Origin of the sequence: Sphingomonas sanguinis NBRC 13937 (genome assembly GCF_001591005.1) — a bacterium.
In the GTDB taxonomy this organism is placed as follows: domain Bacteria; phylum Pseudomonadota; class Alphaproteobacteria; order Sphingomonadales; family Sphingomonadaceae; genus Sphingomonas; species Sphingomonas sanguinis.
Window position 1 is genome coordinate 1 of record NZ_BCTY01000036.1, and the last position, 25,342, is coordinate 25,342.

The window sequence follows — 25,342 nt, forward strand, 5'->3', positions numbered from 1 at the left end:
GGGGGGGTGTAACCGTCCGAAAGGGAACGGATCGCCGGCGGCGACCCCCCTCCGTCACGGCTTCGCCGCGACACCTCCCCTTGCAGGGGAGGACAAGACGATGCCTCACCCATCGACGCGCACCGAACCATCCGCGCCGATCCGCACGATGCTGCTCGCCCGGTCGCGCGTCAGGCGGAGTTCGAGCGGGCGGTCGGCCAGCCCGGTCACGTCGAAGGTCACGCGCACCCGCCCGCTGGCGTCGGGAATGCCCGCCTGCGTACCGTCTTCCCATTGGGCCACGCGCAAGGGCTTCGCGGTCATCGGGGTCCACGCACCATCGGCCCGCCGGTCGAAGCCATAGCCGCCGCGCGTCACCCAGATACTGACCGGCGACGCCTCGACCACCGCCACGTCATGCGCGGCGCGGACACGGGCGGCGAATTTCAGCGCTTCGTCGGTTACCCGACCCCGCCGGTCGGGCAGCGACAGCACCGCCACGGCGGAGGCCAGGCCGATGACGGTGATGACGATCATCAGTTCGACGAGGGTAAAGCCCCGCTCCGCCCGCACGGCGGCCGGGATCAGCCGATCAGGCAGGCCCCGCCCGCCGCCGCTCCCGGCATCCAGGCGGGGCCGTGCGCTCACTTATCCCAATTGCCGATATCGGCGTTGATCCCCTCGCCGCCTTCCTTGCCGTCGGCGCCGTAGGTCCAGACATCGGCCTCGCCATGCTGGCCGGGCGCAGCATAGAGATAGGGGCGGCCCCAGGGATCGTCGGGCAGCTTCTTGAGGTAACCACCCTTTTGATAGCGCGACGGATCGGCCAGCCCGGCGGGCATCGACACCAGCGCCTGCAACCCCTGCGAGGTCGTCGGGAAGGTCAGGTTCTGGAGCTTGTACATCTCCAGCCCGGTTTCGATGTTCGCGATATCGGCCTTGGCCTTCTGGATCTTCGCCGTATCGCCCGAGGGCAGGACGTTCAGCGCGACGATCGTCGCCAGCAGGCCGATGATGACGATGACGACCATGAGCTCGACGAGCGTGAAGCCATTGGCCGGGCGCTTGCGGCGAGGCCGCCGGTGGGTGGGGGTACGCATCAACATGTCCTCTCGACTTATTGTCCCGCCAGCGTGTTGAGCTGGAGGATCGGCAGCAGGATGGATAGCACGATCGTCGCGACCACGCCGCCCATCACGACGATGATCGCGGGCTCCAGCAGCGACAGGGCGGTGGCGGTGAAGCGGTCGAACTCGCGCTCCAGATAATCGGCGGCGCGCTCCAGCATTTCGTCCAGCCGCCCCGCCGCCTCGCCGCTGGCCGCCAGATAGGTGAGCAGCGGGGGGAACACCCCCGCCCGCCGCATCGCCGCCGACAGGCTGCCGCCGCCCCGGATCGCATCGACGATGGCATCGGAGGCCACGCGCAATCGGCGGTTGTGAATCGTCCCGGCGGTCAGCGTCAGCCCCTCGAGCAGCGGCAAGCGACTGGCGACCATCGTCCCCAGCGTGCGCGCCATCCGTGCGGCGTGCAGATCGCGCAGCAACCGGCCCAGCAGCGGCAGCTTGAGCAACCAGGTATCGAAGGACAGCCGGATCGCGGGCACCTTCAGCGCACGCCAGAAGCCGACGCCGCCGATGATGACGATCCCCGCCATCAGCCACCACCAGCCGACCAGCAGGTCCGACACGGTGATGACCATGCGCGTCAGAAAGGGCAGCTCCTGCCCGACCGTATCGAACTGTTCGACCACCTGCGGCACGACGAACATCATCAGCGCGGTTACCACTCCCATCGCCACCACCGCCAGGATCGTCGGATAGGCGAGCGCGGTGATCAGCTTGCCGCGAATCTCCGCCTGCCGTTCAAGCAGCGCGGCGAGCCGTTCGAGGATGGTAGGCAACGTCCCCGAACTCTCGCCCGCCGCGACCATCGCGCGGTAGAGCGGGGGGAAACTCTTGGGCTCGCGCGCCATCGCATCGGCCAGGCGACGACCTTCGGTGACGCCCTGATGCACCGTCGCGACGATGGCGCGCACCCGCTCCTGCTCGGTCTGGCGGGTGATGGTGCGGAGGGACTCCTCCAGCGGCGAAACGCGGTTGAGCGTGGCGAGCTGGCGGGTGAACAAGGTCAGCTGCTTCACCGACATGCGCGCGCGGCCGAGCTTCAGCCCGAAGAGCGGCCGCCGCTCGGCGGTATCGCCGCTGCCCGGCTTGACCGAAACGACATACAGCCGCTGCTTCTCCAGCGCGGCGCGTGCAGCATCGCCGGTCTCGGCCGGGATGAAGCCGCGCTTCTCCGCGCCCTTGGTATCGATGGCGACATAGTCGAACCCGGCCATGTCAGTGCCTTACCTCATCAACGGACCCCACCCCGGCGGAGGCCGGGGTCCAGTCGCGGTGACAGTCCGGACGCAATGTTTCAGATAGAAATCTTATCTCACGCGAAGCCGCGAAGCCGCGAAGAAGGGCATGTTCGCGCAGAGGCGCGGAGGGCGCAGAGAAGTCTCGTGCGCGGCAGCGCACAGCTTTTCCGATAGGCCGAGATAGGAAGGCCGCTTGCGCGGAGGGGACAGTCTCTCTGCGTTCTCTGCGCCTCTGCGCGAACCCAATCTCTCTTCGCGGCTTCGCGGCTTCGCGTGAACTTGAATTCACGGCGCACAGCAACCGGACCCCGGCCTTCGCCGGGGTGGCGGCTGAAGATGGGGCGACAGCCACCTCCCTCACCCCGCGTCGGAATCGCGGCGGGATACGCGGATGGCTTCTTCCGCCGTGGTCACGCCGTCCAGCACCAGCGTCCGCGCCGCCGCCGCCAGCGGCTGTTGCTTGGCAAAGGCGTGGGCGGCGATCGCCTGTTCGTCGCCACCGTCATTGATCAGCCGCCGGATCGTGTCATCGACGCGGACGGCCTCATACACCCCGGTCCGGCCCTTATAACCGGTGCCGTTGCACTGCGGACAGCCGACGGCTTCGTACACGATCGCCTTGTTCTCGATACCGAGCAGCGGCGCGACGGTATGCTTGGCCTTGACCGGCCGCTTGCACGCCGGGCACAGCCGCCGCACCAGCCGCTGCGCGATGACGGCGCGCAGCGTCGAGGCGAGCAGGAACGGCTCGACCTTCATGTCGCGCATCCGGGTGATCGCGCCGACCGCATCGTTGGTGTGCACGGTCGACAGCACGAGGTGCCCGGTCAGCGAGGCCTGCACGGCGATCTCGGCCGTCTCACGGTCGCGGATTTCGCCGACCATCACCACGTCCGGGTCCTGGCGCAAGATCGCGCGCAGGCCCGCCGCGAAGGTCAGGCCGACCTTGGCATTGACCTGGGTCTGCCCCACCCCCTCCACGGCATATTCGACCGGGTCCTCGACGGTCAGGATGTTGCGGCTGCCATCGTTGAGCAGGCGCAGCGCGGCGTACAGGCTGGTCGTCTTGCCCGATCCGGTCGGCCCGGTGACCAGGATGATGCCATTGGGTTCGCTCAGCGCCTCGCGTAGCAGCGCGTACATCGCCGGGTTCATGCCCAGCGCGTCGAGATCGATGCCCGCATTCTCCTTGTCGAGGATACGCAGCACCACGCGCTCGCCCGCACGGCTCGGCAGGGTCGAGACACGCACGTCGAGCAGCTTGCCGCCCAAAGTCAGCGCCATGCGCCCATCCTGCGGCACACGCCGCTCGGCGATGTCGAGCCGCGCCATGACCTTGATGCGGCTGACCACCACGGGGGCGACATGCGGCGGCATCCTGAGCGTCTCGCGCAGCACGCCGTCGATGCGCATGCGGACGACGAGGCCGGTCTCGTACGGCTCGATATGGATGTCCGACACGCCATTGCGTGCGGCATCGGCGATGATGCCATTGATCAGGCGGATGGCGGGTGCATCGTCGGCGGTGTCGAGCAAATCCTCGGCGGTCGGAATGCCGTCCGCCAGCATGTCCAGCTCGTCGCCCATGCCCACCGCCGCGATCGCGGTCGCCTGTCCGTCCATCGCATAGGCGTCGGACAACAGCCGGTCGAAGGCGGGGGCCTCGACCCGCGTGATGGCGAAGGGGCGGCCGATATGGCGGCGTAGCTCGATCAGCGCGCGCGGGTCGGCGCCTTCGCGAAGGGCAATGGTCAGCGGGTCGGCGGTATGCACGACCGTGCCGAACTTGCGCGCGAAGGCGTAGGGGATGGTCAGGGGAGCGACCAGTTCCAGCGTTTCGGGCACATCATTGACGGTTGGTAGCGGGAGGGCGGTGTGCCCCCCCCCATCCCCTCCCGCTGGCGGGAGGGGCGTGCCCAGCGGGAGGGGTACGGTGTCGCCGGTAGGGAGGGGTTGTAGGTCTTCAGTCACGGCGCTTGATCGGCTGGACCGGCTTGGCGACGGGCACCGCGATGCGCGGGTCCTCGATATTGCCGGGCATCGGCGCGTGCGGGATCGGCGGCGCGGCGTTCATATAGTCGCGGACCAGTTCGTCGATCGACGGCTCGACGCCGGGCTGGGCATAGCCCTGAAGCTGGCGGAGATAGCCGTAGCGCTGCTCGGTCACGCGGCGGCTGTCTTCCGGCGTGCGCAGGATGGTCGGGCGGATGAAGACCATCAGATTGGTCTTCGACCGGCTGCGCGCCTTGGAGCGGAACAGTGCGCCCAGCCCCGGAATGTCGCCGAGCAGCGGAATCTTCTCGATGGTGCGCCGTTCGTTGTCGTCGAGCAGACCGCCGATGACGGTGATCTGGCCGTCATCGGGGGTGAAGACATTCTCGAACGCGCGCTTGTTCAGGATCAGCTCGCTATTGTTGCTCGACACGGGTCCCGCGATCGAGCTGACCTCCAAGCGGACATAGAGCTTCAGCGAGCCGCCCGCATTGACCTGCGGCTTCACGTCCAGCTGGATGCCGACATTCTGGCGCTGCACGGTGCGGAAGGCATTGTCGAAATTGTTCGACAATGCCTGGCCGGTCGTCACCGGAATTTCCTGGCCGACCAGGCTGTGCGCCTGCTGATTGTCCAGCGTGATGATGTGCGGGACCTGAAGCAGGTTCGAGGTCGTGTCGCTCTTCACCGCGTTGATGATCGCGCCGAACACCGTGTCGCCGATCTGCCCGCCCCAACCGGCAAAGCCGCCGGTGGTGCCCAGGATCGACTGCACCGCCGATTGGGTCAGCTGGTTATAGGCCTGGTTGGGGACGTTGGTTTCGGTGCGCGTCCCGTCCGGTGCGACGACGACGGTCCGGTTGCCGCCCAGCGTCTGCGCACCGACCGCGCCCGCGATCTGCAGGATGTTCGGCGCGGTGTTGCCATAGGTCGACGCCGCGAACGCGCCGCCCGAGAGACTCCCGAGCAGGAACTGCGCGCCCAGCCGCCGGGCGGTCTGGTCGGAAACCTCGGCGACGATCGCCTCGATCAGCACCTGTTCGCGGCGCACGTCGAGCTGGCGGATGACCTCGCCGATCTGGCGTTGGATGTCGGCGGGCCCGGCGATGACGATGGCGTTCGCCCCGACGAAGCGGGTGACGACCGCCGCCGTCCGGCCGCCTTGCGTGCTGATCGCGGGCGGCTGGCCGTTCTGGCCACCGGCGCCCGGCGCGTTCGAGGACTGGGGCTGGGCGACCGGCTGGATACGCTGGGCGATCGAGGTGCCCGCCGCCGATCCCGCCTGGCTGTTGGTCTGGGTGAAGCTGCCACGCGACAGGGTGGTTTCCTGCACCGGATCGGGCGTCTGGCCGACCAGCTGCTGGAGCACGGGCAGAAGCTGCTCGGCATCGGCGTTTTCGAGGAAGACGACGCGGATCTCGGTGCCGCTCTTGGCCTTGTTGTCCAGGTCGATCGCGATCTGGGCGAAGCGCGCGACGCTCGACGGATCGCCGCGTAGCGCGATGGAATTCGAGCTGTCGATGGCGACCACCGACACGCCGGTGCCGCCGGGGGCCGCCCCGCCCTGCCCGGCGCCGCCACCGCCGCCCGCCAGCGTCTGGAGCGCGGTCGCGATCTCGCGCGCGCCCGCATTGCGCAGCGCGATGACGCGGGTCGAGGCATTGTCGGCGTCGATCCGACGCACCACCTCTCGAATACGGCGGATATTGTCGGCAAAGTCGACCACGACGAGCGTGTTGCCCGCGCGATTGGCGGTGACCGATCCTTGCGCGCTGACCAACGGGCGCACCGTCTCCAGCGCGCTGGGCGCGTCGATCGCGCGCAAGCGGATGATCTCGGTGACGTAGGCGTTGCGGTTCGCGCCCGCCGCGCCGATCCGGCTGGGCTGCGACGCGGCGTTGTCGACCGGCTGCACCCGGAACGCGCCGCCCGAGGTCGGCACCGCGACCAGTCCGTTGGAGCGCAGCGTCGACAGGAAAATCTCGAAATATTCGGACTTGGACAGCGGCCGGTCGGTCACCACCGTCACCTTGCCGTTGACCCGGTTGTCGATGATGAAGGTGCGCCCCGTCACCTTCGCGGCATCGGCGATGAAGGCGCGGATATCGGCGTCGCGGACGTTGAGCGTGGTCTGGGCGTGCACGCCTGCGGCCAAAGCCAGCGCCAGAACCGAACCGAGGACAAGCTTCTTCATGGCCGTGGTGCCGCAATCTGAAGGGCAAGCGGCAGCGTCTGATCGCCCCGCTCGACCGTGATGGAAAGAGAACCGCCCTGTGCGAAATCCGCCGCCAGACGGTCAAGATCGCCCGGGCCCGTCACCGGACGGCCGCCGAGCGCGGTGACGATATCGCCCTCGCGCAGCCCCGCCGCCCGAAACGCCGCGCCCGAACCCTGCGGTCCGACGACCAGGCCGGAGACACGCCCACCGTCGAGCCGGGGGATGAAGCCGATATCGGTGCGCAACTGCGCGATGGGGACTCCCCCTTGCGGTGGCACCGATCCGGGCATCGCCGCGGGCTGACCGCCCTGTGCCGGAACTCCGGCGGGCGTGGGAGGGGCATCGGACTGATCGAGATACAGGTCCTCGGTCGCGCCGCCGCGATCGATGGTGATATGGTCGAAGGCGACCGCCTTCAGCCGCACGCCGGGCTGGATTTCCTCCCCCATCGACACCGAGCGCTGGACCCCATCCGGCCCGGCCAGGATCGCCGAGCCGCGCCCCGACGCCTCGTCGATCCGCGTGCCGAACAGCGTGAGTTGCAGATTGGTCACCGCGGCGGGTGCGCCCTGCTGTCCCTGCAAACGGAAAAAGGGATCGAACCCTTCGAGGATGGCGGCGGGCGATCCGGCGATGGCGGGAGCCAGCGGCCGCCACTCGCCCAGCGGCGAGACGGGCGTGACGATCACCCAAAGCAGCCGTGCGCCCTGAACGGCGAGGACCGCCATCAGCGCCAATTCGGCCACCGAATAGACATTCACGACCGGCAGCCGTCGCAACCAGCGACGTCCGCGCGCGTCGAGCCTCAACCGCATGAAACCCACCCCGTCCGCATGTTCAGCGTCTAGGCATGGCATGTTACAGCCCTGCGTCAAAGCCCCGAAACATGGGTGTCATACAGGTTTCACATGGATATCGCGATGAACACCTTCCCCGACGACCCGCCGACTTTGGGCAATGGCCTTGATCCGACGCCGATCATCACTCGATTGAGTGCGACGCCCGGCGTGCAGCGACTGCCCAGCCCCAAGCTGACCCTGTTCGTAAAGCGCGACGTGCTGCCGCCCGAAATCTGCAGCGCGCTGATGACTCGGATCGATGCGGTCCGCCGCCCATCGACCATCGCCGATTCCAATGGCGATGCCGCCTATCGCACCAGCGAGACTGGCGACCTGCCCGCCGACGATCCGGCGGTGATCGAGACCGAACGCCGCATCGCGATGCTGACCGGCCTCTCCCCGGAATATGGCGAGCCGATCCAAGGCCAACGCTACGCGGTCGGACAGGAGTTCAAGCAGCATACCGACTATTTCGAGCCCAAGGGGCTGGACTATCACCAATATTGCGCGCTGTCGGGCAACCGCACCTGGACGGTGATGCTGTACCTCAACACGCCCGAGGCGGGCGGCGCGACCCGGTTCAAGGTGGTGGACAAGCTGATCCAGCCCGAACTCGGCAAGATGGTGGCCTGGAGCAACCGCCGCGCGGACGGGTCGACCAATCCGGCCACCCTGCACCAGGCGATGAAGGTGCGGGCCGGAGTGAAATATGTGATTACCAAATGGTATCGGGAACGCCCTTGGCAGGGGTGACGAAACCGCAAATTTGCTCGGGCCAAGCGCTATCGACGTCCACGCCCCACACTGATGGAAAAAGGCCGCCGCCCGGATCACCCGGACGACGGCCTGTCGCCAAGTTTGCAACGGATCAGAAGGTCGTGCTGAGCCCCAGCGAGAACACGCGGCCCAGATTATAGCGGTTCAGATAGACGAACCGGCCATTCCCGAAATCCTGCCGTTCATTGTAGCGCGTGCGGGTCAGGTTGCGCGCCTCGGCCTTCAGCTCGAACTTGCCGCCCATCAGCTCGAAGCCCTGGCGCGCCACGATGTCGAGACGGATGCCGGGGACTTCGACGATATCGGGCTGGAAACCGTCGCCCGACAGATAGGACGGACCGCGATTGGTCACGCGGTTGCTGGCATAGTTGAACAGCACGGTCACCTGCGACAGCGCCGCCGTATCCTCGATGCCCAACTGTAAATTGACCAGATGGTCCGACTGGCCCGTCAGCGGCGCACCGTCGCGGAACAGCAGCTGCGCCCGGCCGAAGCCCGATGCGCAACCGTTCAGGCCGGGCGAACTCGCCGCCACCGCCGGGTTGGGCACGCAGGTCGCGTCGGCTTTGATCTTCGACTTGGTGTAGGTGTAGTTCGCGATCGTGACGAGGCGGCGCGTGGCGAAGAAGTCGCCGCCCAGACCCGCCAGCGGCACATATTTCTGCAACTCGACTTCGGCACCATAGAGCGTCGCCGAGGGCAGATAGGTGAAGCCCGTCTGCAACCGGTCGTCCGCGCCGGTATAGAAACCGACCTGCTCGATCGGATTCTTGATCCGCTTGTAGAAGCCCGCCAGCGTGAAGCGCTGGTCACGCGCGTAGAACCATTCGTAGCGGCCCTCGAGGTTCCACAGCTCGCTGTCGCGCAGGTTCGGGTTACCGAAGAACAGGCGATCCGAATCCGGGTCGCGGAACTGCTGGGGCGCCAGTTCGCGGAACTGCGGGCGCGAGATCGTCTTCGCACCGCTCGCCCGCAGCTGCATATCGGCGGCGAAGTTCCAGGTCAGCGTACCCGCGGGCAGGAAATAATCGTTCTTCAAGCGCGTGCCCGTGCTGAGCACCGGCGTCACCGTCTCGATCGCGTTCTCATAGCGAACACCCGCCACCGCGCGCAGGCCATCGAACACTTCCGCCTCGGCCTGGACATAGCCCGCATGGACGTCGAGCTTGGCGTCATAGGCATAGGCGCCCGCCTGGGTCGAGAATTGCAGCTGGAGCGTGCATTTGGGCTCCGCACGAAGCGGACAGGCGTTGTTGATGACGTCCGGGCTCAGCAAATAGTCCGGGCGATAGAGATTATAGGGGAAGCCCGGCGCGGTGCCCGCACCGTCGCTGGTCTGGTAGTTGAACTGGATACGGCTCGAATAGCGGTCCGTGCCCTGGTAGAAATAACCGGTGCTCAGCGTGATCGGACGGTCGCTGTCGATCTTGTAGGAAAGGTCGGCCTGGCCGGTCCACAGATTCTCGTTCAACTCCGAGAAGATGATCGAGGCGAAGGGCGTGAAGCGCTGCGTCACCTGGTACGCACCATTGCACTGGAACCCGCCCGCACCGTTTGCACCGTCATAGCTGATCGGCAGCCCGGTCGTCGTGCGGTTCGAGCAGAGATAGTCGAACTGGCGCTCATAGGGCGCGTTGCGCTTCGAGTTGGCGAAGGCGCCGCGCGCATCGAACTTCAGCGCGTCGGTCAGCTTGAACTCGCCGACCAGCTGGCTTTCGATCAGCTGACGCTCGAACCAGTTGGTATTTTGCTGGAAACGCAGGCCGCTGGCGTTGTTGTAGACCTCGGCCGCCGATCCGCGACCCTGTTTCAGCGTGTCGTGGATATAGACATTGGTCCAGCGCACCGTGTTGTTGCCGAACTCATAGCCCAGCCCCACCAGCGCGTTGGCGACGATACGGTTGTCGGTCAGCAGCGTACGGTAATCGTTGCGCAGCGTGCCATCGGGCGACACCGAGTCCTGCTGGATCGCCGAACGGGTGCGGAAGGTGTTGGAAAGCGACAGCGACGAGATCACGCCCAGACGGTCGCTGCCGATGTCGAATACCGAGCCGCCCGACAGCTCGCCCGACCAGTTGGCGGGCAGGTGATTGTTGCGCTGGAGCAAAGTGGTGGAGGCGTTGGACAGCCGCGCGACGTCGGGCGCGAGCACCAGGCCCGAGCCCTTGCCCGCCTGCACGTCGCGCACGAACTGCGGCACCCCGCGCGTGCCGTCGTCGAAGCCCAGCCAGTCGGCATCGCCGCCCGCATAGGTATAGCCCAGCTCGCTGGTCGTCGCGTCATCGGCGGCGATCGTGACGCCACCCGAAATGAAGTTCTTGTTCGGGATCGCCTTGGTCGTCAGGTTGATGACGCCGCCACCGAACTCGCCCGGATAGTTCACCGAATAGGTCTTCTGGACCAGCGCCGAGCCGACGATGGTGGTCGGGAAGATGTCGAGCGGGACCGAGCGGCGCAGCGGCTCGGGGCTGGGCAGCGGCGAGCCGTTGAGCAGCGACGAGGAGTAACGGTCGCCCAGACCCCGGACATAGACGAAGCCGCCGCCCACGACGGACAGCCCGGTGACGCGGGTCAGCGCGCCCGCGATATCGCCCTCGCCCGTGCGTGCGATGTCGGCGGCGGACAGGACCGAGACGATCTGCGGCGTGGCGCGGATCGTGTTGGGGATGTTGCGGCCGACGACGACGATCTCGCTGCTGGCCGAGGCATCGACACCGGGCGCGGAGATTTCGACCGGCTCTTCGGTCGACTGGCCGTCCTGGCCGGTCGGGGTCTGGCTCTGTGGCGTGGCCTGCCCGTCTGGGCTGGTCGCGGTGGTGCTGGTGGCCGCCGGTGCCCCCGCCGTCTGCGCGAGCAGGGCGGGCGCGACAAGCTGGGAGGTCAGCAGAAGGAGCGTGGCATAAGCGAGGCGTCGCTGCATGGCCGGGTCTTCCCGTATCAGATATGGAGGAAAGCCGGGGCGGCGATATTCGCCACCCCGGCCTGCCGAGAGCGCCCGGACAGAAGCGGGCGCATGGTCAGCGGGGCCTTAGCGGCCGTTGCAGCTGAAATAGACCGAGGTGAAGACCGGCGGGCCCTGATCCTGCAGGTCGGCATTGGCGGCACGGATCGTGGTCCGGTCCGCACCGGTGCCGGCACCGGCGATCAGGTTGACGCAGGCCACGCCCGACTGGGTCGACTTCACGATGCCGTTGATGAAGGTCATGTCCGCACCACCACGCAGACGGATCGCCGCCGGGGCGTTGGCGGTCTGCACGAAAGTGAAGTTGGCATAGCGGCCGAAGGTGCGCGGCAGCAGATCCTCGGCGTTGTTCGAGTCGATCTCGGTCGAGAAGCTGTCGGCGGTCGCGCCCAGCGTGCGCTGCGCCGCGATCAGGAACTGCATGAAGCCGCGATAGCCATTGTCGATGTCGAAGCCGTCATCGTCCGCGCCGGTGATCGCGATATATTTCAGGTTCGTCGTACCGCCGAAGATCTCGATGCCGTCATCGGCCGAATTGTGGCTCTGGATGTGATCCAGGACCGTGCCCGAACCGGTGCCGCCCAGCGTCAGGCCCTGCAGCTCGTTGCCGTCCGAGATGGCGATACCCGAATAGCGGATCTGGACATAGGACATCTGGCCCGACGAGTCGGCCTGGTTCGCACCGCCGTAGAAGCGGCCGGTCACGCCCTCGATCGCCTGCTGGCAAGTGGTCGAGGTGCCGCCCGCATTGTTCGGGCCGGTGCCGGTGGCGCAGACGGCGGTCGGCGCGCGGCCGAGCAGGATGATACCGCCCCACTGGCCCTGGGTCGCATCGGACACGCCGTTGCTGGCCAGGTTCTGCTGCGAGGTGAAGATGATCGGCGCATCGCGCGTGCCCACGGCCGAGATCTTCGAGCCGCGATTGACGAGCAGCAGGTCGTTGGTCGCCTCGGTCGAGTCCGCCGCGATCACGACGCCCGGCGCGATGGTCAGCGTGACACCGTTGCCGCCGGTCGAACCCAGATCGGTGCCGATTTCGACTTGGCCCTGCAAGCGGTAAACGACGCCTGCGATCTTTGGCAGCGTCAGGTCGCGCGTGATCACCCGGGTGCCATCGGCGTTGCCGATGCGGCAGAAGCGGAAGCTGGGCGAGGACGAGCTGTTCGTACCGTCATCAATCGTCCCGGTCGGGCAGACCGAGGTCGATGCCGAATAGGTGCCGATCGACGGAACCGCGGTGCAGCGTGCGCCCGAGCCGCCGAATTCGGCCGAGGTCGAGTTGCAGGTCCAGCCCTGGAATGCGGTATCCGACGGACCGTTCAGCGCGCCGACATAGTTGGTCGAGGTGAAGAAACCGTTGATGATCGACGGATCGGCAGCGGTCACCAGCGAGGTGCTGCTGGTCGGATAGATGCCGTTCAGCGCGGCACCGGTGCCGTTGACATTGTTGTTGGACCCGGCGTTCACGATCGCCAGCTGCTCGTCGGCGGTGATCGACACGCCGTTGACGGTCGTCACGGCGGCGAACTGCGCGGCGGTGATGTTGGCGGGCGGGCTGGGCGTGGGCGACGGGGTCGGCGTCGGCTGGGGCTGCACGATCACCACGCTGCCCGCACCCGGCGAAGCGACGCTGTCGGCACCACCGCACGCGGAAAGGGCCGCACAGGCCGAGCTGGTCATGAGAATGAGGCCGAAGCGCTTGATGCTCGCCATCGCCGAAAAACTCCCGATCTTATCGTTGCCATATCGGGCGAAGGGCCGCCCGATGATCGACCGACTCCGAAGAGTCCCCCTGTCGATCCCGAACCGGGCGTTAGGCGGCTCAAATGACGCCAAGATGCAGTTTGGAAGAAACTTTGATGACGTTTTGGCGTCATTTACGTGACACCCGTTCCTCGGTCCGTCGCGTTTCCAATCGAAAATGGTGCGGTGCGTCAGATAAACGGAGCCTTTTGTCGCAAAGCAGGGTACGGAGCCCGCGAGGTCGAGCTTCCGCGCGTCCTCGACGCCCCGCTCAAGCTAGTGTCACTACGGATTGGGCGGGGCGTCCCTGACCGGCTCTCAGGCCCCGGCCAGCGCGATGACTCCCGCGATCAGCACCGTGCAGCCCACCAGCCGCCACATGCCGACCGCCTCGCGCAGGACCAGCATCGCCAGCAGCGCACCGACCATCATCGACATCTCCCGCATCGGCGCGACCAGGCTGAGCGGCGCACCGCTTCGCAACGCGGCCAGCACGAAGATATAGGATAGCGGCGACAACAGCCCCACGCCGATCGCCAGCCGCCAATACCCCCGCATCGCGTCCCGGGCGCGCATCGGGTTCACCGCGATGATCGGGGCCAACAAAAAGAAGCGAAGCACATTGGCGAACCAATCGAGCACGACCGGCATGATCCCCAGCGTCTTCACTGCATAGGCATCGGCCACCGTATAGGAGGCGATCAACCCGCCGGTCGCCGTACCCCAGCGCACACCCGCAAGGCCGCCCGGCTTGCGCAGGGCCGCGATATCGCCGCGTGTCGCGATCAGGCCGATCCCGACGACCACCAGGATCAGCCCCAGCAGCCCGCGCGCGGTCGGCACCTCGCCCAGGATCAACAGCGCGCCGATCGTCGACAGCATCGGGCCCGTGCCGCGCGCGACCGGATAGACGATCGACAGGTCGGCGACCTGATAACCCCGCTGGAGACACAGGCTGTAACAGAGGTGGAGCAGCCCACTGAGCAGCACGAAACCCACGCCTGTCGCCGTCCAGCCGATGCTGCCCCGCGACAATTGGTACAGCACCCAAGGTGCATAGCCGATGACCGAGACGAGATTATAGGCGAAGACGAAGACCGGCCCGACCGCCGCCGCACGCTTGGCGAGCAGGTTCCACGTCGCGTGGATGAACGACGCGCCGACGATCAGCAACAGCGACGAAAACGCCATGAACCCCCATTTCCTGGGCACGCGCTAACGCACGGCAAGCGTCGCGATCAAGTCGCGCGGGTCAGCGCCCGCCGAGCACGACCAGCGCCACGCCCTGGCGCGGCAGGACGAGCGTTCCCGTCGCGGCCCTCCCCTTCGGCGTCAGGTTCAACGTCTCGGGGGGCATCTCTGCCGACTTTTCCAGTGCGGCATATTGCGTCTGGTCGGGGGATTGCGGCGCGCCCATCGCTTTCCAGGCGGCATAGGCATTGGCGTGATCGCCATCGACCCGCCAAAGCGTGGCCGAAGACGGCACGGTGCCCTTCCACCCGGCCACCGACAGTTGGATCGCCGCCGCCGGGCCGGGCACATCGTCGTCATGATAATGCCAGATCAGGATCGCGACGCGCCCGTCCGCCAGCCGGGTCGCGATGGTGCCGATGTCTGCGGCCCCCCGCACCCCTTGTGTCATCGCGATGTCGAGCGGCACCTGCGCATCGCTGACCGCCGCCAGCCGGTCGGGACCTAGCTGGGCGAACAGGCGAAAGACGTTGAGCACCGGCAAGGGCACGCCGTTGCTCGCCAATTGCCGATAACCCGCAAACCAGGGCTGGTTCTCGAACTCGAAGGACCAGGACAGCACGCCTTCCAGATTGACATGCCGCCGCTCCGCCAGTTCCCAGATGCGCGCGAAGCTCGCCGCCGTGTAGCTGGAGTACATGGTACCGTTGCGATAGGCGTTTTCAGGCCCCGGACAGGCCGCGCACCCTTCGGGATCGCTTTCGCCGATGACCACCGGCTTGGTGGCGAGCGCGGGGAGCGCGGTCGCCTTCACGAAGCCGCGATCGACCTCCTTCAGCTGGGTCGCGATGCCCATGCGGACATGGCCATCGACGAAGCTCGGCTGCCCCTTGGCATGGAAGGCGAGAAAGTCGGTCGGCGTACCGGTCTGGCCGGTGGCGTAGTTGGTGCCGCTGGTCACATGGCGCAAGAAGCCGTCCATGAAGGCGCCGCCCGCCCCCGCCGAATCCGGCCCGCCGACCCGCGCGGTGGGCAAGGCGCGGCGCACACCGTCGACGGCATAATCGTGCAGCTTGTAGAATTCTTCGGGCGAGGCCTTCCAATAGGCGCCGTTCGCCTCGTTCCACACCTCGAAATACCAGCGCTCGACCTCGGCGCGGCCATAGCGTTCGACATTGTGGCGGGTCCATCGATAGACCAACTCGCGCCACTTGTCGTAATCCTTGGGCGGATAGGCCCAGCCCGAGATGATCGCGTTATAGTCGAAGCCCGGCCGCCAGCTGTGCTGGTACGGGGTGCCCGGCGGCGCGGTCGACAAAGCCTCTGGCATGAAGCCGATCTGGAGATAGGGCCGCACGCCGCGCGCCAGATAGGTGTCGATGATCCGGTCGACGCCCGTCCAGTCATAAATGGGCTTGCCGTCCTTCGTCTCGGTGTAGACGTTGGTGCTGCCCCATTTGAAGGCGGGCGTGCCGTCGCCGGTGTTGAGCAGGTTGTGCGCTCGGAAATAGACACCGCCCGGCCGCAGCTTCCCGAGTTCGAGCAGCAGCTTGCGCCCGTCCTTCATCGTCGCATAGTTCGGCTCGTCCGCGCCGAAGAAGCGCCAGACCGGCGGCAATGTCCCTGTGGTGCGCCCGGCATCGACGGTAATGGTGACGGGCCTTGTCTGCTGCGCGAATAGCGGCGTGGCAAAGAACGCGGCGGCGGCCAGCGCCCGCCCGGCGGCGACGTGAATCCCCATCGAACATCCTCCCTTTTTGTCGGACATGATGCTGACGTCCGCCGCAGCGAAGGTCAACCATGGGAAAAGGCGCCCGGCGGTTGCGTCGCCCGGTCGGAATCGCCTATGGGCACCATCATTCGCAAGGACCCGGTGAAATTCCGGGTGGCTATTCCGGCCGCCGATCCGCCGGACAACAACATGCACGAACGCCTCAAACGCCCCCACGGCGTGCTGTTCCCTGTTGTGGATTTTCAATGACTTTCAATTTCTCCGTTTATCGCCGCCAATGGTTTACCAATGCCGCCGCCGCGCGGGCCGACATGCTGGCGGGCATCGTCGTCGCGCTCGCGCTGATCCCCGAGGCGATCGGCTTTTCGATCATCGCGGGCGTCGATCCGCGCGTCGGCCTTTATGCCTCGGTCGCGATCGCGATCACCATCGCGCTGATCGGCGGACGGCCCGGCATGGTTTCCGCCGCGACCGCCGCCGTCGCGGTGCTGGTCGGGCCGCTGGTCCGCGAGCACGGCGTCGAATATCTGTTCGCCGCGACAATCCTGATGGGCCTGTTCCAGATGCTGGCAGGGCTGCTCCGTCTCGACCTGGTGATGCAGTTCGTGTCTCGCTCGGTCATTACCGGCTTCGTCAATGCGCTCGCCATCCTGATCTTTCTGGCGCAGCTGCCGCAGCTGACCCATGTCGGGTGGCAGACCTATGCGATGGTCGCGGGCGGCCTGGCGATCATCTATGGCTTTCCCCGGATCACCAAGGCGATCCCTTCGCCGCTCGTCGCGATCCTGGTACTCAGCACGATCAGCATCGGTCTGGGCCTGTCGGTCCATACGGTCGGCGACATGGGCAAGCTGCCCGAAGGATTGCCCAGCCTGGCGCTGCCGCAGGTGCCGCTGACCCTGGACACGCTGCGCATCATCCTGCCCTATTCGCTGACGATGGCGGCGGTCGGGCTTCTGGAATCGCTGCTGACCGCGCAGATCGTCGACGACATGACCGATACCGACAGCAACAAGCGCCGCGAATGTGCAGGGCAAGGCGGTGCCAACATCGTCGCCGCCCTGTTCGGCGGCATGGGCGGCTGCGCGATGATCGGCCAGTCGGTGATCAACGTCACCTCGGGCGGGCGCGGGCGGCTGTCGACCTTTGTCGCCGGGGTCTTCCTGCTGTTCCTGCTGGCGGTACTCGGTCCGCTGGTCGGGCGAGTGCCGATGCCTGCGCTCGTCGCGGTGATGATCATGGTGTCGATCGGCACCTTCAGTTGGAACTCGATCGCGAATCTGCGGCGACATCCCCCCACCTCGTCGGTGGTGATGCTGACCACGGTCGTCGTCGTCGTCGCCACGCGCGACCTATCGCTGGGCGTGGCGGCGGGCGTGCTGCTCTCCGGCATTTTCTTCGCGGGCAAGGTGCAGCGGATGTTCGCGGTCGAACGCGCGATGTCGCCCGATGGCAGCGTTGCCATCTACCGCGTGACGGGCGAGATCTTCTTCGCCTCGGTCGAGCGCTTCACCCGCGCCTTCCACGCCGATGAGCCCGCGCGTCAGGTCCGCATCGATGTGACGGGCGCGCATTTCTGGGACATTTCGGGCGTCGGCGCGCTCGACAAGATCGTCGCCCGGCTGCGGCGCGACGGACGCGTGGTCGAAGTCGTCGGCTATAACCGCGCCAGCGCCGACCTGATCGACCGCTTCGCCCTGCACGACAAGACCGGGGTCGAGATGGGCTTCGCGCCGCACTGACCGGCGAAGGCGGGGCCGAGGTTGATCCCGGAGCCCCGCCGTGTCAGGCAGCGGCCATGCAACCCCATATTCGCGCGATCGTCGCCGCCTCCGCCCATGCGCTCGTCACCGGCAAGAAGGTGGCCGGTCTCTATGATCACGAGGCCGACCGGCATCTTCGCATCGCGGCGGAAGCACGCGGCGAACATCTTCAGGGCTTCGACGGCGACCGGGGCGCGAAGTTCGGCGGCACCCTTCCCGAACTGCAGGACACCGGCGCCGGAACCTCGATTCATATGGAGATCGTCGAGGGCGAGGCGCGGGGTTATGACCGCAGCAGCGCCGGCCACTTCACCACCCGCGTGACCGAGCAGCGGGTGCAGCTGTTCGATCATGCCGAGGGGGCATGGTTTACCTTCGAGGTCGAGATCGCACCCTAATCAATTGGCGATAGGGCTCTGGCCCAGGGCGAGATGGCTCTGGCCCAGGCGCAGCGTCATGCCCCATAGGCGCTGCACCAGCGGCTCGTTCATGTCCTGCTGTCCCGGCAGCAGCGTAACCAGCCCGCGCGCCAGAGCCAGCCCCAGATCGTCCAGCTCCAGCGAGAAGCAGGTCAGATCGGGCGACAGCGCGCGACAGGCCGGATTGTCGCGCAGCCCGATCACCGCCACGTCCCGCCCCGGCTCCAGCCCCAGGCGACGCAGCGCGCGATACGCGCCGACCGGCGCGGTTTCCCCCATCAGCAGCAGCGCGGTCGGGCGGTCGGGCAGCGCCATCAGCTCGCGCGCCGTCACCTCGCCATCGCTCTCGTCGGTCTCGCCATGATGGACGAGCGCCGGGTCGAAGGCGATGCCCGCCTGCGCCAGTGCGTGCCGATACTGCTCGACCACGATATGGCTGTTGTTGATCGTGGCGGGGGGCGCGACCAGCCCGATACGGCGATGCCCCGCACCGGTCAGCAGCCCCATGGCATCGGCGACCACCCCCTCGAAATCCAGGTCGATCCAGGCATAGTCACGCGCCGTCGCGGTGCGCCCCAGCGCCACGAACGGAATGCCGCGATCGAGGAGGAAAGCGATGCGCGGATCGTCATGCTGGGTGCCCGACAGCACCCAGCCATCGACCGTCCCGCGCGAGACGTGCCGCCGCAGGAAGGTCAGCCCGTCCTCGCCCTTGCGCGCCAACAGGACCGCCAGGTCCAGGTCATGCTCGCCCAACCCGGCCTGCACGCCCTCCAGCAACGCCATGAAGAAGGGGTCGCCATGAATCGCACTGTCATGCTCCAGGGTCAGCATGAAGCCGATGGTGCCCGTCCGTCCGCTGCGCAGCGTCCGCCCCGACTGGTTGGGGATATAGCCATGCAGGCGCGCCGCCTCGACCACCCGCTTGCGCGTGTCGGGGCTGACGTCCTTGCGGTCGTTCAGCGCGCGCGACACCGTGCCGATCGACAGGCCGAGGTGACGGGCGAGTTCGCGTATGTCCATGCCGCTGTGATCGCGACACAAAGGCTTTCGCACAAGTCCCCGCCCCACAGCGCGCGACAACGGCATTGACAGAGGCCCGCAATGGGCCGACAACCCGTAAACGTTTACGGCCATCGCAGAATGGTATGGGGAGGGTCAGGGCGCTTGGACACGCTTGTTCTGGAAGCACGCGCGATATCGTGGCGTTATAACGGCGACTGGCTGCGGATCGAGGCGCATGGGCCGGACGGGCTGCGGCTGCGTGCCTCCCCCTTTCCCGATCGTGGCGCGACGCCGGGCGCGCTGTTAGACGACATCGCCGCCGGGGCGAGCGACCCCGTCGTCACGCGCGACGGCACGACCGCAAGTATCACCCATGGCCGCATCACCGCCGAGGTCGACCTTCAGGGCCGCGTCCGCTTCCTGAACCAGCGCGGCGAGCTGCTGCTGGAAGAGAAATGGCGGCAGCGCGACACGATCAGCCAATTCTGGACGGTCGGGACCAAGGCCATCCGCACGATCAGCGCGCTGGGCCTGGCGGGACGCGAGTTCAAGGTCCTCGACGGCGACGCCGCGCAGATCACCGTCCGCTTCGAGGCCAAGGCGAACGAACGCCTCTATGGCATGGGCCAGTATCAGCAGCCCCATCTCGACCTCGCCGGGTGCCTTTTGGAGCTGGCGCAACGCAATTCGCAGGCCAGCGTGCCTTTTGTCGTGTCGAGCCATGGCTATGGCTTTCTGTGGAACATGCCCGCCGTGGGCGAGGCGCATTTCGCCGCCAATGGCGCGACCTGGACCGCGCGGGCCGCGCATGAGATCGATTACTGGATCACCGCCGCCGACAGTCCGGCAGAAATCGTGCGCAACTATGCCCGCGTCACCGGCACCGTGCCGATGATGCCCGATTATGCGCTGGGGCTGTGGCAGAGCAAGCTGCGCTACCGCACGCAGGACGAGTTGCTGTCGGTCGCGCGCGACTATCATGCGCGCGGCATTCCGCTGGCCGTCATCGTCGCCGATTTCTTCCACTGGCCGGTGCAGGGCGACTGGCGCTTCGATCCGCGCGAATGGCCCGATCCGGCGGCGATGACTGCCGAGCTGAAGGCGATGGGCACGCAGTTGCTCGTATCGGTCTGGCCGACGGTCGATCACCGCTCGGAAAACTATCCCGCGCTGGTCGAGAAGGGCTATCTGGTCCGGGCCAAGCGGGGGCTGGACGTGCAGCAGGAATTTCTGGGCAATACCCGCTTCATCGACGTGACCAACCCCGGTGCGCGGGCCTTCCTGTGGGATACGGTCAAGCGCAACTATCGCGAGCAGGGCGTGGCGCTGTTCTGGCTGGACGAGGCCGAGCCGGAATATAGCGCCTATGACTACGACAATTACCGTTATCATGCGGGCAGCGTGCTGGCGGTCGGCAACGCCTATCCGCTGCACTTCGCCCAGGCCTTTCATGACGGCCTGAGCGCCGAGGGCGAGACCGAGATCGTCAGCCTGATCCGCTGCGCCTGGGCGGGCAGCCAGCGTTACGGCGCGCTGGTCTGGTCGGGCGACATCCATTCCTCGTTCGAGGCGATGCGCAACCAGCTGAGCGCCGGGTTGAACATGGGGATGGCGGGCATTCCGTGGTGGACGACCGATATCGGCGGTTTCCATGGCGGCGATGTCGGCGATCCCGCCTTTCACGAACTGATGATCCGCTGGTTCCAATGGGCGGTCTTCACGCCCGTGCTGCGGATGCATGGGCACCGCGATCCGATCACCCCGCCCGCCGAGCCGTTCCGCGACGGCGTGGCGCAGTGCGATACGGGGGCGGGCAACGAGCTGTGGAGCTTTGGCGAGCGGGTGTACGAGGCGCTGCATTGCTATGCCGCCTTGCGCGAGCGGCTTCGCCCCTATGTCGCATCGCTGATGCGGGCCGCGCATGAGCATGGCGATCCGCTGATGCGGCCGATGTTCTACGACCATCCCAACGATCCGCGCTGCTGGGCGGTGGACGATCAGTATATGTTCGGCCCCGACCTGCTGGTCGCACCGGTGACGGCGGCGGGCGTCGGCGAACGATGCGTCTATCTGCCCGAGGGGATATGGCTGGACGCCTGGACCAGGGAGCGGGTCGAGGGCGGTGGGCATGTCTGCTGCTCGGCACCGGTCCACCGGATTCCCGTCTTCATCCGCGACGGCGCGGCGGTAACGGCGGCGTTCGACAAGACGCGCTAGGCGATACGCATCGGGAATTTCAACGGAACCGTCAAAGGACGGACCGACAGAGGAGGCAGAAGGTCATGGCGGCATCGATGGCGGACCACGCCATAGCAGCGGATCACGAGCGGCGGCCCGGCGCGCCCGCCCCGATTCCGCCTGCCTCCATCCCCTTTATCGAGAAAATCTGCTACGGCTTCGGCGATGCGGGGGGCACGATCGTCACCGGGCTGATCGCCAATTTCCTGACCTTCTACTATACCGATGTCTTCGGGCTGGCGCCGGGCATCGTCGGCATATTGTTCCTGTCGCTGCGCATCTTCGATGCCGTGTCCGATCCCCTGATCGGCATCATGGCGGACCGCACCACGACCCGCTGGGGACGGTTCCGGCCCTATCTGCTCTGGACCGCGATTCCGGTGGGGCTCAGCTGTTTCCTGACCTTCCAGGCGCCGGACTTCAGCTATGACGGCAAGGTCGCCTATGCCGCGATCACCTATTTCCTGCTCGCTCTGTCCTATTCGCTCAACAACGTCCCCTATTGCGCGCTGATCACCCGGATGACCGACAGCGAGCGCGAAGGCGTGTCGTGCCAGTCGGTGCGCTTCGCGATGGTCGCGGTGGCGTCCTTCTGCGTGTCGGTCGGGCTGCCCATCCTGGTGCGCCATCTGGGCGGTGCGGACATCGCGCGCGGCTATCGCGACGGCGTGGCGATCCTGAGCGCGGCGGCGGTCGTCATGTTCCTGATCTGCTTCCTGTTCGTGCGCGAGCGGGTCGCCGCCGCCGATTCCGCCGACGTGCCGCTGAAGGTCGCGATCGCCAACACGTTGAAGAACGACCAGCTGCGCTGGACCTTCCTGATGACGCTGCTGCTGATCGCGATCTTCAATACCAAGGGCGGCGCGGCGTTGTACTTCATCACCTATGTGCTGAAGGGCGATGCGACCTATCAGGCGCTGTTCTTCGGCACCGCGACGGTGGGCGGGTTCCTGGGCTCGATCGTGGTGCAAGCGTTCACGCGCCGCTTCGATGTGCGCAGCGTCTATATCTGGGTGAACCTGATCCTGGTCGCCGGACATTGCGCTACCTTCTTCGTACCGGGCGACTATCCGACCCTGTGGCTGGTGCTGGTCGGGCTGTGCTGCATCGTACTGGGCTGCACCCTGCCGCTCCACTTCACTTTGATCCAGCTGGCCGACCAATATGGCGAGTGGAAGCTGGGGATGCGCTCCTCGGGCATGAGCTTCGCCTTCAACCAGTTCTTCGTGAAGCTGGCTTGGGCGGTGGCGGGTGCGCTGATCAGTGGGGTGCTGGTCCTCGTGTCCTACAGGGCGGGGGCGGGCAACCAGACGCCCCTGTCGCTGGCCGGCATCCGCCTGTTGTCGACCATCATTCCCGGCCTGATGCACCTGGCGCTGGCCTTTGCCGTCTCGCGCCTGATCCTGAACCGCGCCACCATCGCGCGCATGACCGCCGAGCGCGGCGCATGACCCCTATCCCGGAACCCCGATCCATGACCCAAAAGCCCCGCCGTTCCGCCTCCGTGCTGATCTCCGTCTTGCTCGGCTCGGTCGCGGTGCCAGCACTTGCGCAGGAGACGATCACCGTCGACCTCGCCAGCGACACCGGCGCCTTTCATGGCGGGGCGTCGGGCACACTCTATGGTCTGTACGACGCGCGGCTGCCGCATCCCAATCTGGTCGAGGGCATTGCCCTACGCACCGTCTCGACCAAGGCGCAGGACGGGCCGCAGCATCCGGGTGCCGACGCGCTGGAGGTGTCGACGCTGCTGACCGATGCGTCGGGCGGCGACACCTATATCTACATGACCGACATCAACCGCGAATTTCCCTATGACTGGAAGACTGGGGACTGTGCGCAGTCGGTGACGAACTATATCGAGAAGCTGCGCGCGCAGGTGCGGCAGGTGAAGACCATGGCCCCGCGCTATCGCGACCGGATCGTCTTCGTCCCCTATAACGAGCCCGACGGCAACATGTTCGCCGAAGGGCCTAAGAGCTGCAACAATATCCGGTGGCAGAAGGACCCGACCGCGTTCAACGACGCCTGGGACCGGGCGGTACGGATGATCCGCCAGGAACTGCCCGGCGCGCGGATTGCCGGGCCGAACACCAGCATCCTCTACCCAGAGGTGGAAGGCTTTCTGCGCCACGCCATCGCCGCCGACACCATGCCCGACATCATCACCTGGCACGAACTCAGCAACCCGGCGACGGTGCGGACCAGCGTGCGCAAGTACCGCGAATGGGAGGACCGGCTGGTCAAGGGCACCCAGTGGCAGGGCCGCCACCTGCCGGTGAACATCAACGAATATGCCTATAACTACCACACCTCGGTCCCCGGCCAGATGGTGCAGTGGGTCGCGGCTATCGAGGACTCCAAGGTCGATGCCGACATCGCCTATTGGAATATCGACGGCAATCTGAGCGACTCCGCCGTCCAGGCCAATCGCGGCAACGGGCAATGGTGGCTGCTGAACCGCTATGCCACAATGAGCGGCCACACCCTGGCCGTCACGCCGCCGCATCCCGACCAGAGCTATACGCTGCAGGGCGTGGCGACGCTGGACCCGGCGCGCGGCCAGATGCGGATGCTGTTCGGCGGCGCATCCGGCGCGGCGACCGTGGCCCTTACCCATGTCCCCGCCAGCTTCGGCGGCACCGCCCGCGTGCGGGTGCGCGAGATCGGATGGACCGGCCAGTTGGGCGATAGCGCCCCGCCGGTCCTGGTCGGCGACCGGATCGTGCCGGTGAAGGATGGCCAGGTCGCCCTCCCCTTCGGCCAAGACGGCTGGCCCGCCCTTCGCGAGGAAGCGGCCTATGAGTTGCTGCTCACCCCTGGCCAGGGCGTTCGGCCCACCGCCGTCCCTTCGCGCTGGCGACAGGATTACGAGGCGGAAAAAGCGACTCGGCGTGGCGAGGGCCTTAGCGTGCGCGGCCCCGAAGGCTCGCCCGATCATGTCGACCGCTTCCACGTCTCGAACGGCTATCTGGTCGAGGGGTTCAAGACCGGCACCGACGCCGCGCTGGACTTCGCGGTCGAGGTGCCGCGCGCCGGGCGCTACGACCTGAGCGTGCTCGCCAGCACCTTCAACAAGGACCCGCTGGCCGAGGCGCAGGGGCCGACCAATGTCTATCTGCTGATCGACGGCAAAGCGGCGGGCGAGCTGTTCCTGCCGCTGGGCTACAAGCCCGCCGTGCTCGACCATGCGGATACGACCGTTTCGCTGACGCGCGGCCGCCATATCCTGACGCTCTCGACCCGAAGCCGGGACGGCCAGGGGCGGACGCAGGGCAATGCGATGGTCGACCGCATCACCCTGACCGCCGCCGATCCCGCCGCCACCCGCGCCCATTACGATGTGGCCGACGCGGTGCTGAAGGGCGGGTCCCGCTCCGGCGGCGACGCGGTGACGCTGGCGGAGGACGGTAGCGCGACCTTCTGGGTCTATGCCGCGCGGGACGGCCTGGCGCGCCTTGCCCCCGACGCCAGCGGCGGCGCGGTGCGGATGGCGGTCAATGGCCGCGAGACGAAGGGCCATTCCTTCCTGCTCGGCGGGATCAACAAGGTGGTGCTGACCGCCGCCGCCGGATCGCCGTCGCTGCGCGGTCTGTCGGTGACGCCCGAGACCAGCCCCGCCCCCCGCCATTACGAAGCGGAGGCCGCACAGGTCGCCGGGACCGCGCGCATCGGCGCGGCGTCGCTGGCCAGCGGAGGCCGTGCGGTATTCGACATCGGTGGCGCGCCGGGCAACGGCAACACGCTGACCTTCCCCAGGGTCATGGCGGACCGTGCTGGCACCTATGCACTGACCCTGCGCTATTCCAACGAGGAACAGGCCAAGGCGACGCATTACAATCCCGACCCGCTCGCCCGGATCGCGCGCATTGCAGTCAATGGCGGCGAACCGATCCTGGTCAGTGCGCCGCACAGCTTCAACGCCAACAACTGGTGGGAGATGACGGTACCCGTGACGCTGAAGGCAGGCGCCAACACCATCCGTATCGCGGGCGAGGAACAGCCCAATTGGGATGGCCGGACCTATGCGTCGCAGAGCTGGCCCGGCATCCTGCTCCGCTCGCGCTTCGCCCCCAATATCGACCGGATTACCATCACGCCCATGCCCTGACGGCTCGC

18 protein-coding genes and 1 other annotated feature are annotated in these 25,342 nt (G+C 66.9%); of the genes, 7 read left to right on the forward strand and 11 right to left on the reverse strand.

The window, feature by feature from the left end:
- Positions 1-105: 105 nt before the first annotated feature.
- The 6 genes from SSA01S_RS13620 to SSA01S_RS13645 all read right to left on the reverse strand — a co-directional run bounded on the left by SSA01S_RS13620 (position 106) and on the right by SSA01S_RS13645 (position 7,369).
- A complete protein-coding gene (locus SSA01S_RS13620) occupies positions 106-627 on the reverse strand; it encodes a GspH/FimT family pseudopilin (RefSeq protein WP_167348925.1) in 522 nt (173 codons plus the stop codon).
- Positions 624-1,079 (reverse strand): type II secretion system major pseudopilin GspG, encoded by a 456-nt coding sequence (gspG, locus tag SSA01S_RS13625; protein WP_082795088.1) that lies wholly within the window; start codon positions 1,077-1,079, stop codon positions 624-626. The genes SSA01S_RS13620 and gspG overlap by 4 nt, the downstream gene beginning before the upstream one ends.
- A 17-nt stretch (positions 1,080-1,096) precedes the next feature.
- On the reverse strand, positions 1,097-2,320 hold the full coding sequence (gene gspF / locus SSA01S_RS13630) for a type II secretion system inner membrane protein GspF (RefSeq protein WP_061780782.1): 1,224 nt from the start codon (positions 2,318-2,320) through the stop codon (positions 1,097-1,099).
- Between the two features lie 381 nt (positions 2,321-2,701).
- The gene (gene gspE / locus SSA01S_RS13635; RefSeq protein ID WP_061780783.1) at positions 2,702-4,189 is read right to left on the reverse strand and encodes a type II secretion system ATPase GspE; all 1,488 of its coding nucleotides are present in this window, start codon (positions 4,187-4,189) and stop codon (positions 2,702-2,704) included.
- 118 nt (positions 4,190-4,307) lie between these two features.
- The gene (gspD, locus tag SSA01S_RS13640) at positions 4,308-6,530 is read right to left on the reverse strand and encodes a type II secretion system secretin GspD (protein WP_061780784.1); all 2,223 of its coding nucleotides are present in this window, start codon (positions 6,528-6,530) and stop codon (positions 4,308-4,310) included.
- The gene (locus SSA01S_RS13645; RefSeq protein WP_061780785.1) at positions 6,527-7,369 is read right to left on the reverse strand and encodes a type II secretion system protein N; all 843 of its coding nucleotides are present in this window, start codon (positions 7,367-7,369) and stop codon (positions 6,527-6,529) included. The genes gspD and SSA01S_RS13645 overlap by 4 nt, the downstream gene beginning before the upstream one ends.
- A 93-nt stretch (positions 7,370-7,462) precedes the next feature.
- Between SSA01S_RS13645 and SSA01S_RS13650 the strand changes: the two genes are divergently transcribed.
- Positions 7,463-8,146: a prolyl hydroxylase family protein gene (locus SSA01S_RS13650; protein WP_244885684.1), complete on the forward strand. Its 684-nt coding sequence runs from the start codon at positions 7,463-7,465 to the stop codon at positions 8,144-8,146.
- Between the two features lie 115 nt (positions 8,147-8,261).
- Here the strand turns inward: SSA01S_RS13650 and SSA01S_RS13655 are convergent, their stop codons facing one another.
- The 4 genes from SSA01S_RS13655 to SSA01S_RS13670 form a co-directional block, all read right to left on the reverse strand.
- Entirely contained in the window at positions 8,262-11,090 is a 2,829-nt protein-coding gene (locus SSA01S_RS13655) for a TonB-dependent receptor domain-containing protein (protein ID WP_061780786.1), read from the reverse strand.
- 108 nt (positions 11,091-11,198) lie between these two features.
- Positions 11,199-12,845: a beta-helix domain-containing protein gene (locus tag SSA01S_RS13660; RefSeq protein ID WP_061780787.1), complete on the reverse strand. Its 1,647-nt coding sequence runs from the start codon at positions 12,843-12,845 to the stop codon at positions 11,199-11,201.
- 348 nt (positions 12,846-13,193) lie between these two features.
- Positions 13,194-14,066 (reverse strand): DMT family transporter, encoded by an 873-nt coding sequence (locus tag SSA01S_RS13665; protein WP_061780788.1) that lies wholly within the window; start codon positions 14,064-14,066, stop codon positions 13,194-13,196.
- Between the two features lie 61 nt (positions 14,067-14,127).
- Positions 14,128-15,807, reverse strand: coding sequence for a GH39 family glycosyl hydrolase (locus SSA01S_RS13670; protein ID WP_061780799.1), 1,680 nt, complete (start codon positions 15,805-15,807; stop codon positions 14,128-14,130).
- Between the two features lie 105 nt (positions 15,808-15,912).
- Here SSA01S_RS13670 and SSA01S_RS20195 point away from each other — a divergent pair, with 105 nt between their 5' ends.
- From SSA01S_RS20195 to SSA01S_RS13680, 3 genes are all read left to right on the forward strand, one after another.
- Positions 15,913-16,047, forward strand: coding sequence for a hypothetical protein (locus tag SSA01S_RS20195; protein WP_272867561.1), 135 nt, complete (start codon positions 15,913-15,915; stop codon positions 16,045-16,047).
- Positions 15,930-15,985, forward strand: a sequence feature (sul1 is cis-regulatory element that is thought to sense ions involved in sulfur or methionine metabolism; They are found in Alphaproteobacteria). Its footprint overlaps the gene before it by 56 nt.
- Positions 16,044-17,540: a SulP family inorganic anion transporter gene (locus SSA01S_RS13675; protein ID WP_061780789.1), complete on the forward strand. Its 1,497-nt coding sequence runs from the start codon at positions 16,044-16,046 to the stop codon at positions 17,538-17,540. Before SSA01S_RS20195 ends, SSA01S_RS13675 begins: the two co-directional genes overlap by 4 nt.
- 56 nt (positions 17,541-17,596) lie before the next feature.
- On the forward strand, positions 17,597-17,959 hold the full coding sequence (locus SSA01S_RS13680) for a hypothetical protein (protein ID WP_061780790.1): 363 nt from the start codon (positions 17,597-17,599) through the stop codon (positions 17,957-17,959).
- Here the strand turns inward: SSA01S_RS13680 and SSA01S_RS13685 are convergent, their stop codons facing one another.
- Complete coding sequence (locus tag SSA01S_RS13685) at positions 17,960-19,003, reverse strand: substrate-binding domain-containing protein (RefSeq protein WP_061780791.1); 1,044 nt, start codon at positions 19,001-19,003, stop codon at positions 17,960-17,962. It abuts the gene before it with no gap.
- Positions 19,004-19,147: 144 nt separating this feature from the next.
- Between SSA01S_RS13685 and SSA01S_RS13690 the strand changes: the two genes are divergently transcribed.
- The 3 genes from SSA01S_RS13690 (at position 19,148) to SSA01S_RS13700 (ending at position 25,334) form a co-directional block, all read left to right on the forward strand.
- A complete protein-coding gene (locus tag SSA01S_RS13690) occupies positions 19,148-21,202 on the forward strand; it encodes a glycoside hydrolase family 31 protein (RefSeq protein ID WP_156477809.1) in 2,055 nt (684 codons plus the stop codon).
- Between the two features lie 65 nt (positions 21,203-21,267).
- Positions 21,268-22,674: an MFS transporter gene (locus SSA01S_RS13695; RefSeq protein WP_082795090.1), complete on the forward strand. Its 1,407-nt coding sequence runs from the start codon at positions 21,268-21,270 to the stop codon at positions 22,672-22,674.
- A gap of 23 nt (positions 22,675-22,697) precedes the next feature.
- A complete protein-coding gene (locus SSA01S_RS13700; protein ID WP_061780793.1) occupies positions 22,698-25,334 on the forward strand; it encodes a carbohydrate-binding protein in 2,637 nt (878 codons plus the stop codon).
- Positions 25,335-25,342 lie beyond the last annotated feature (8 nt).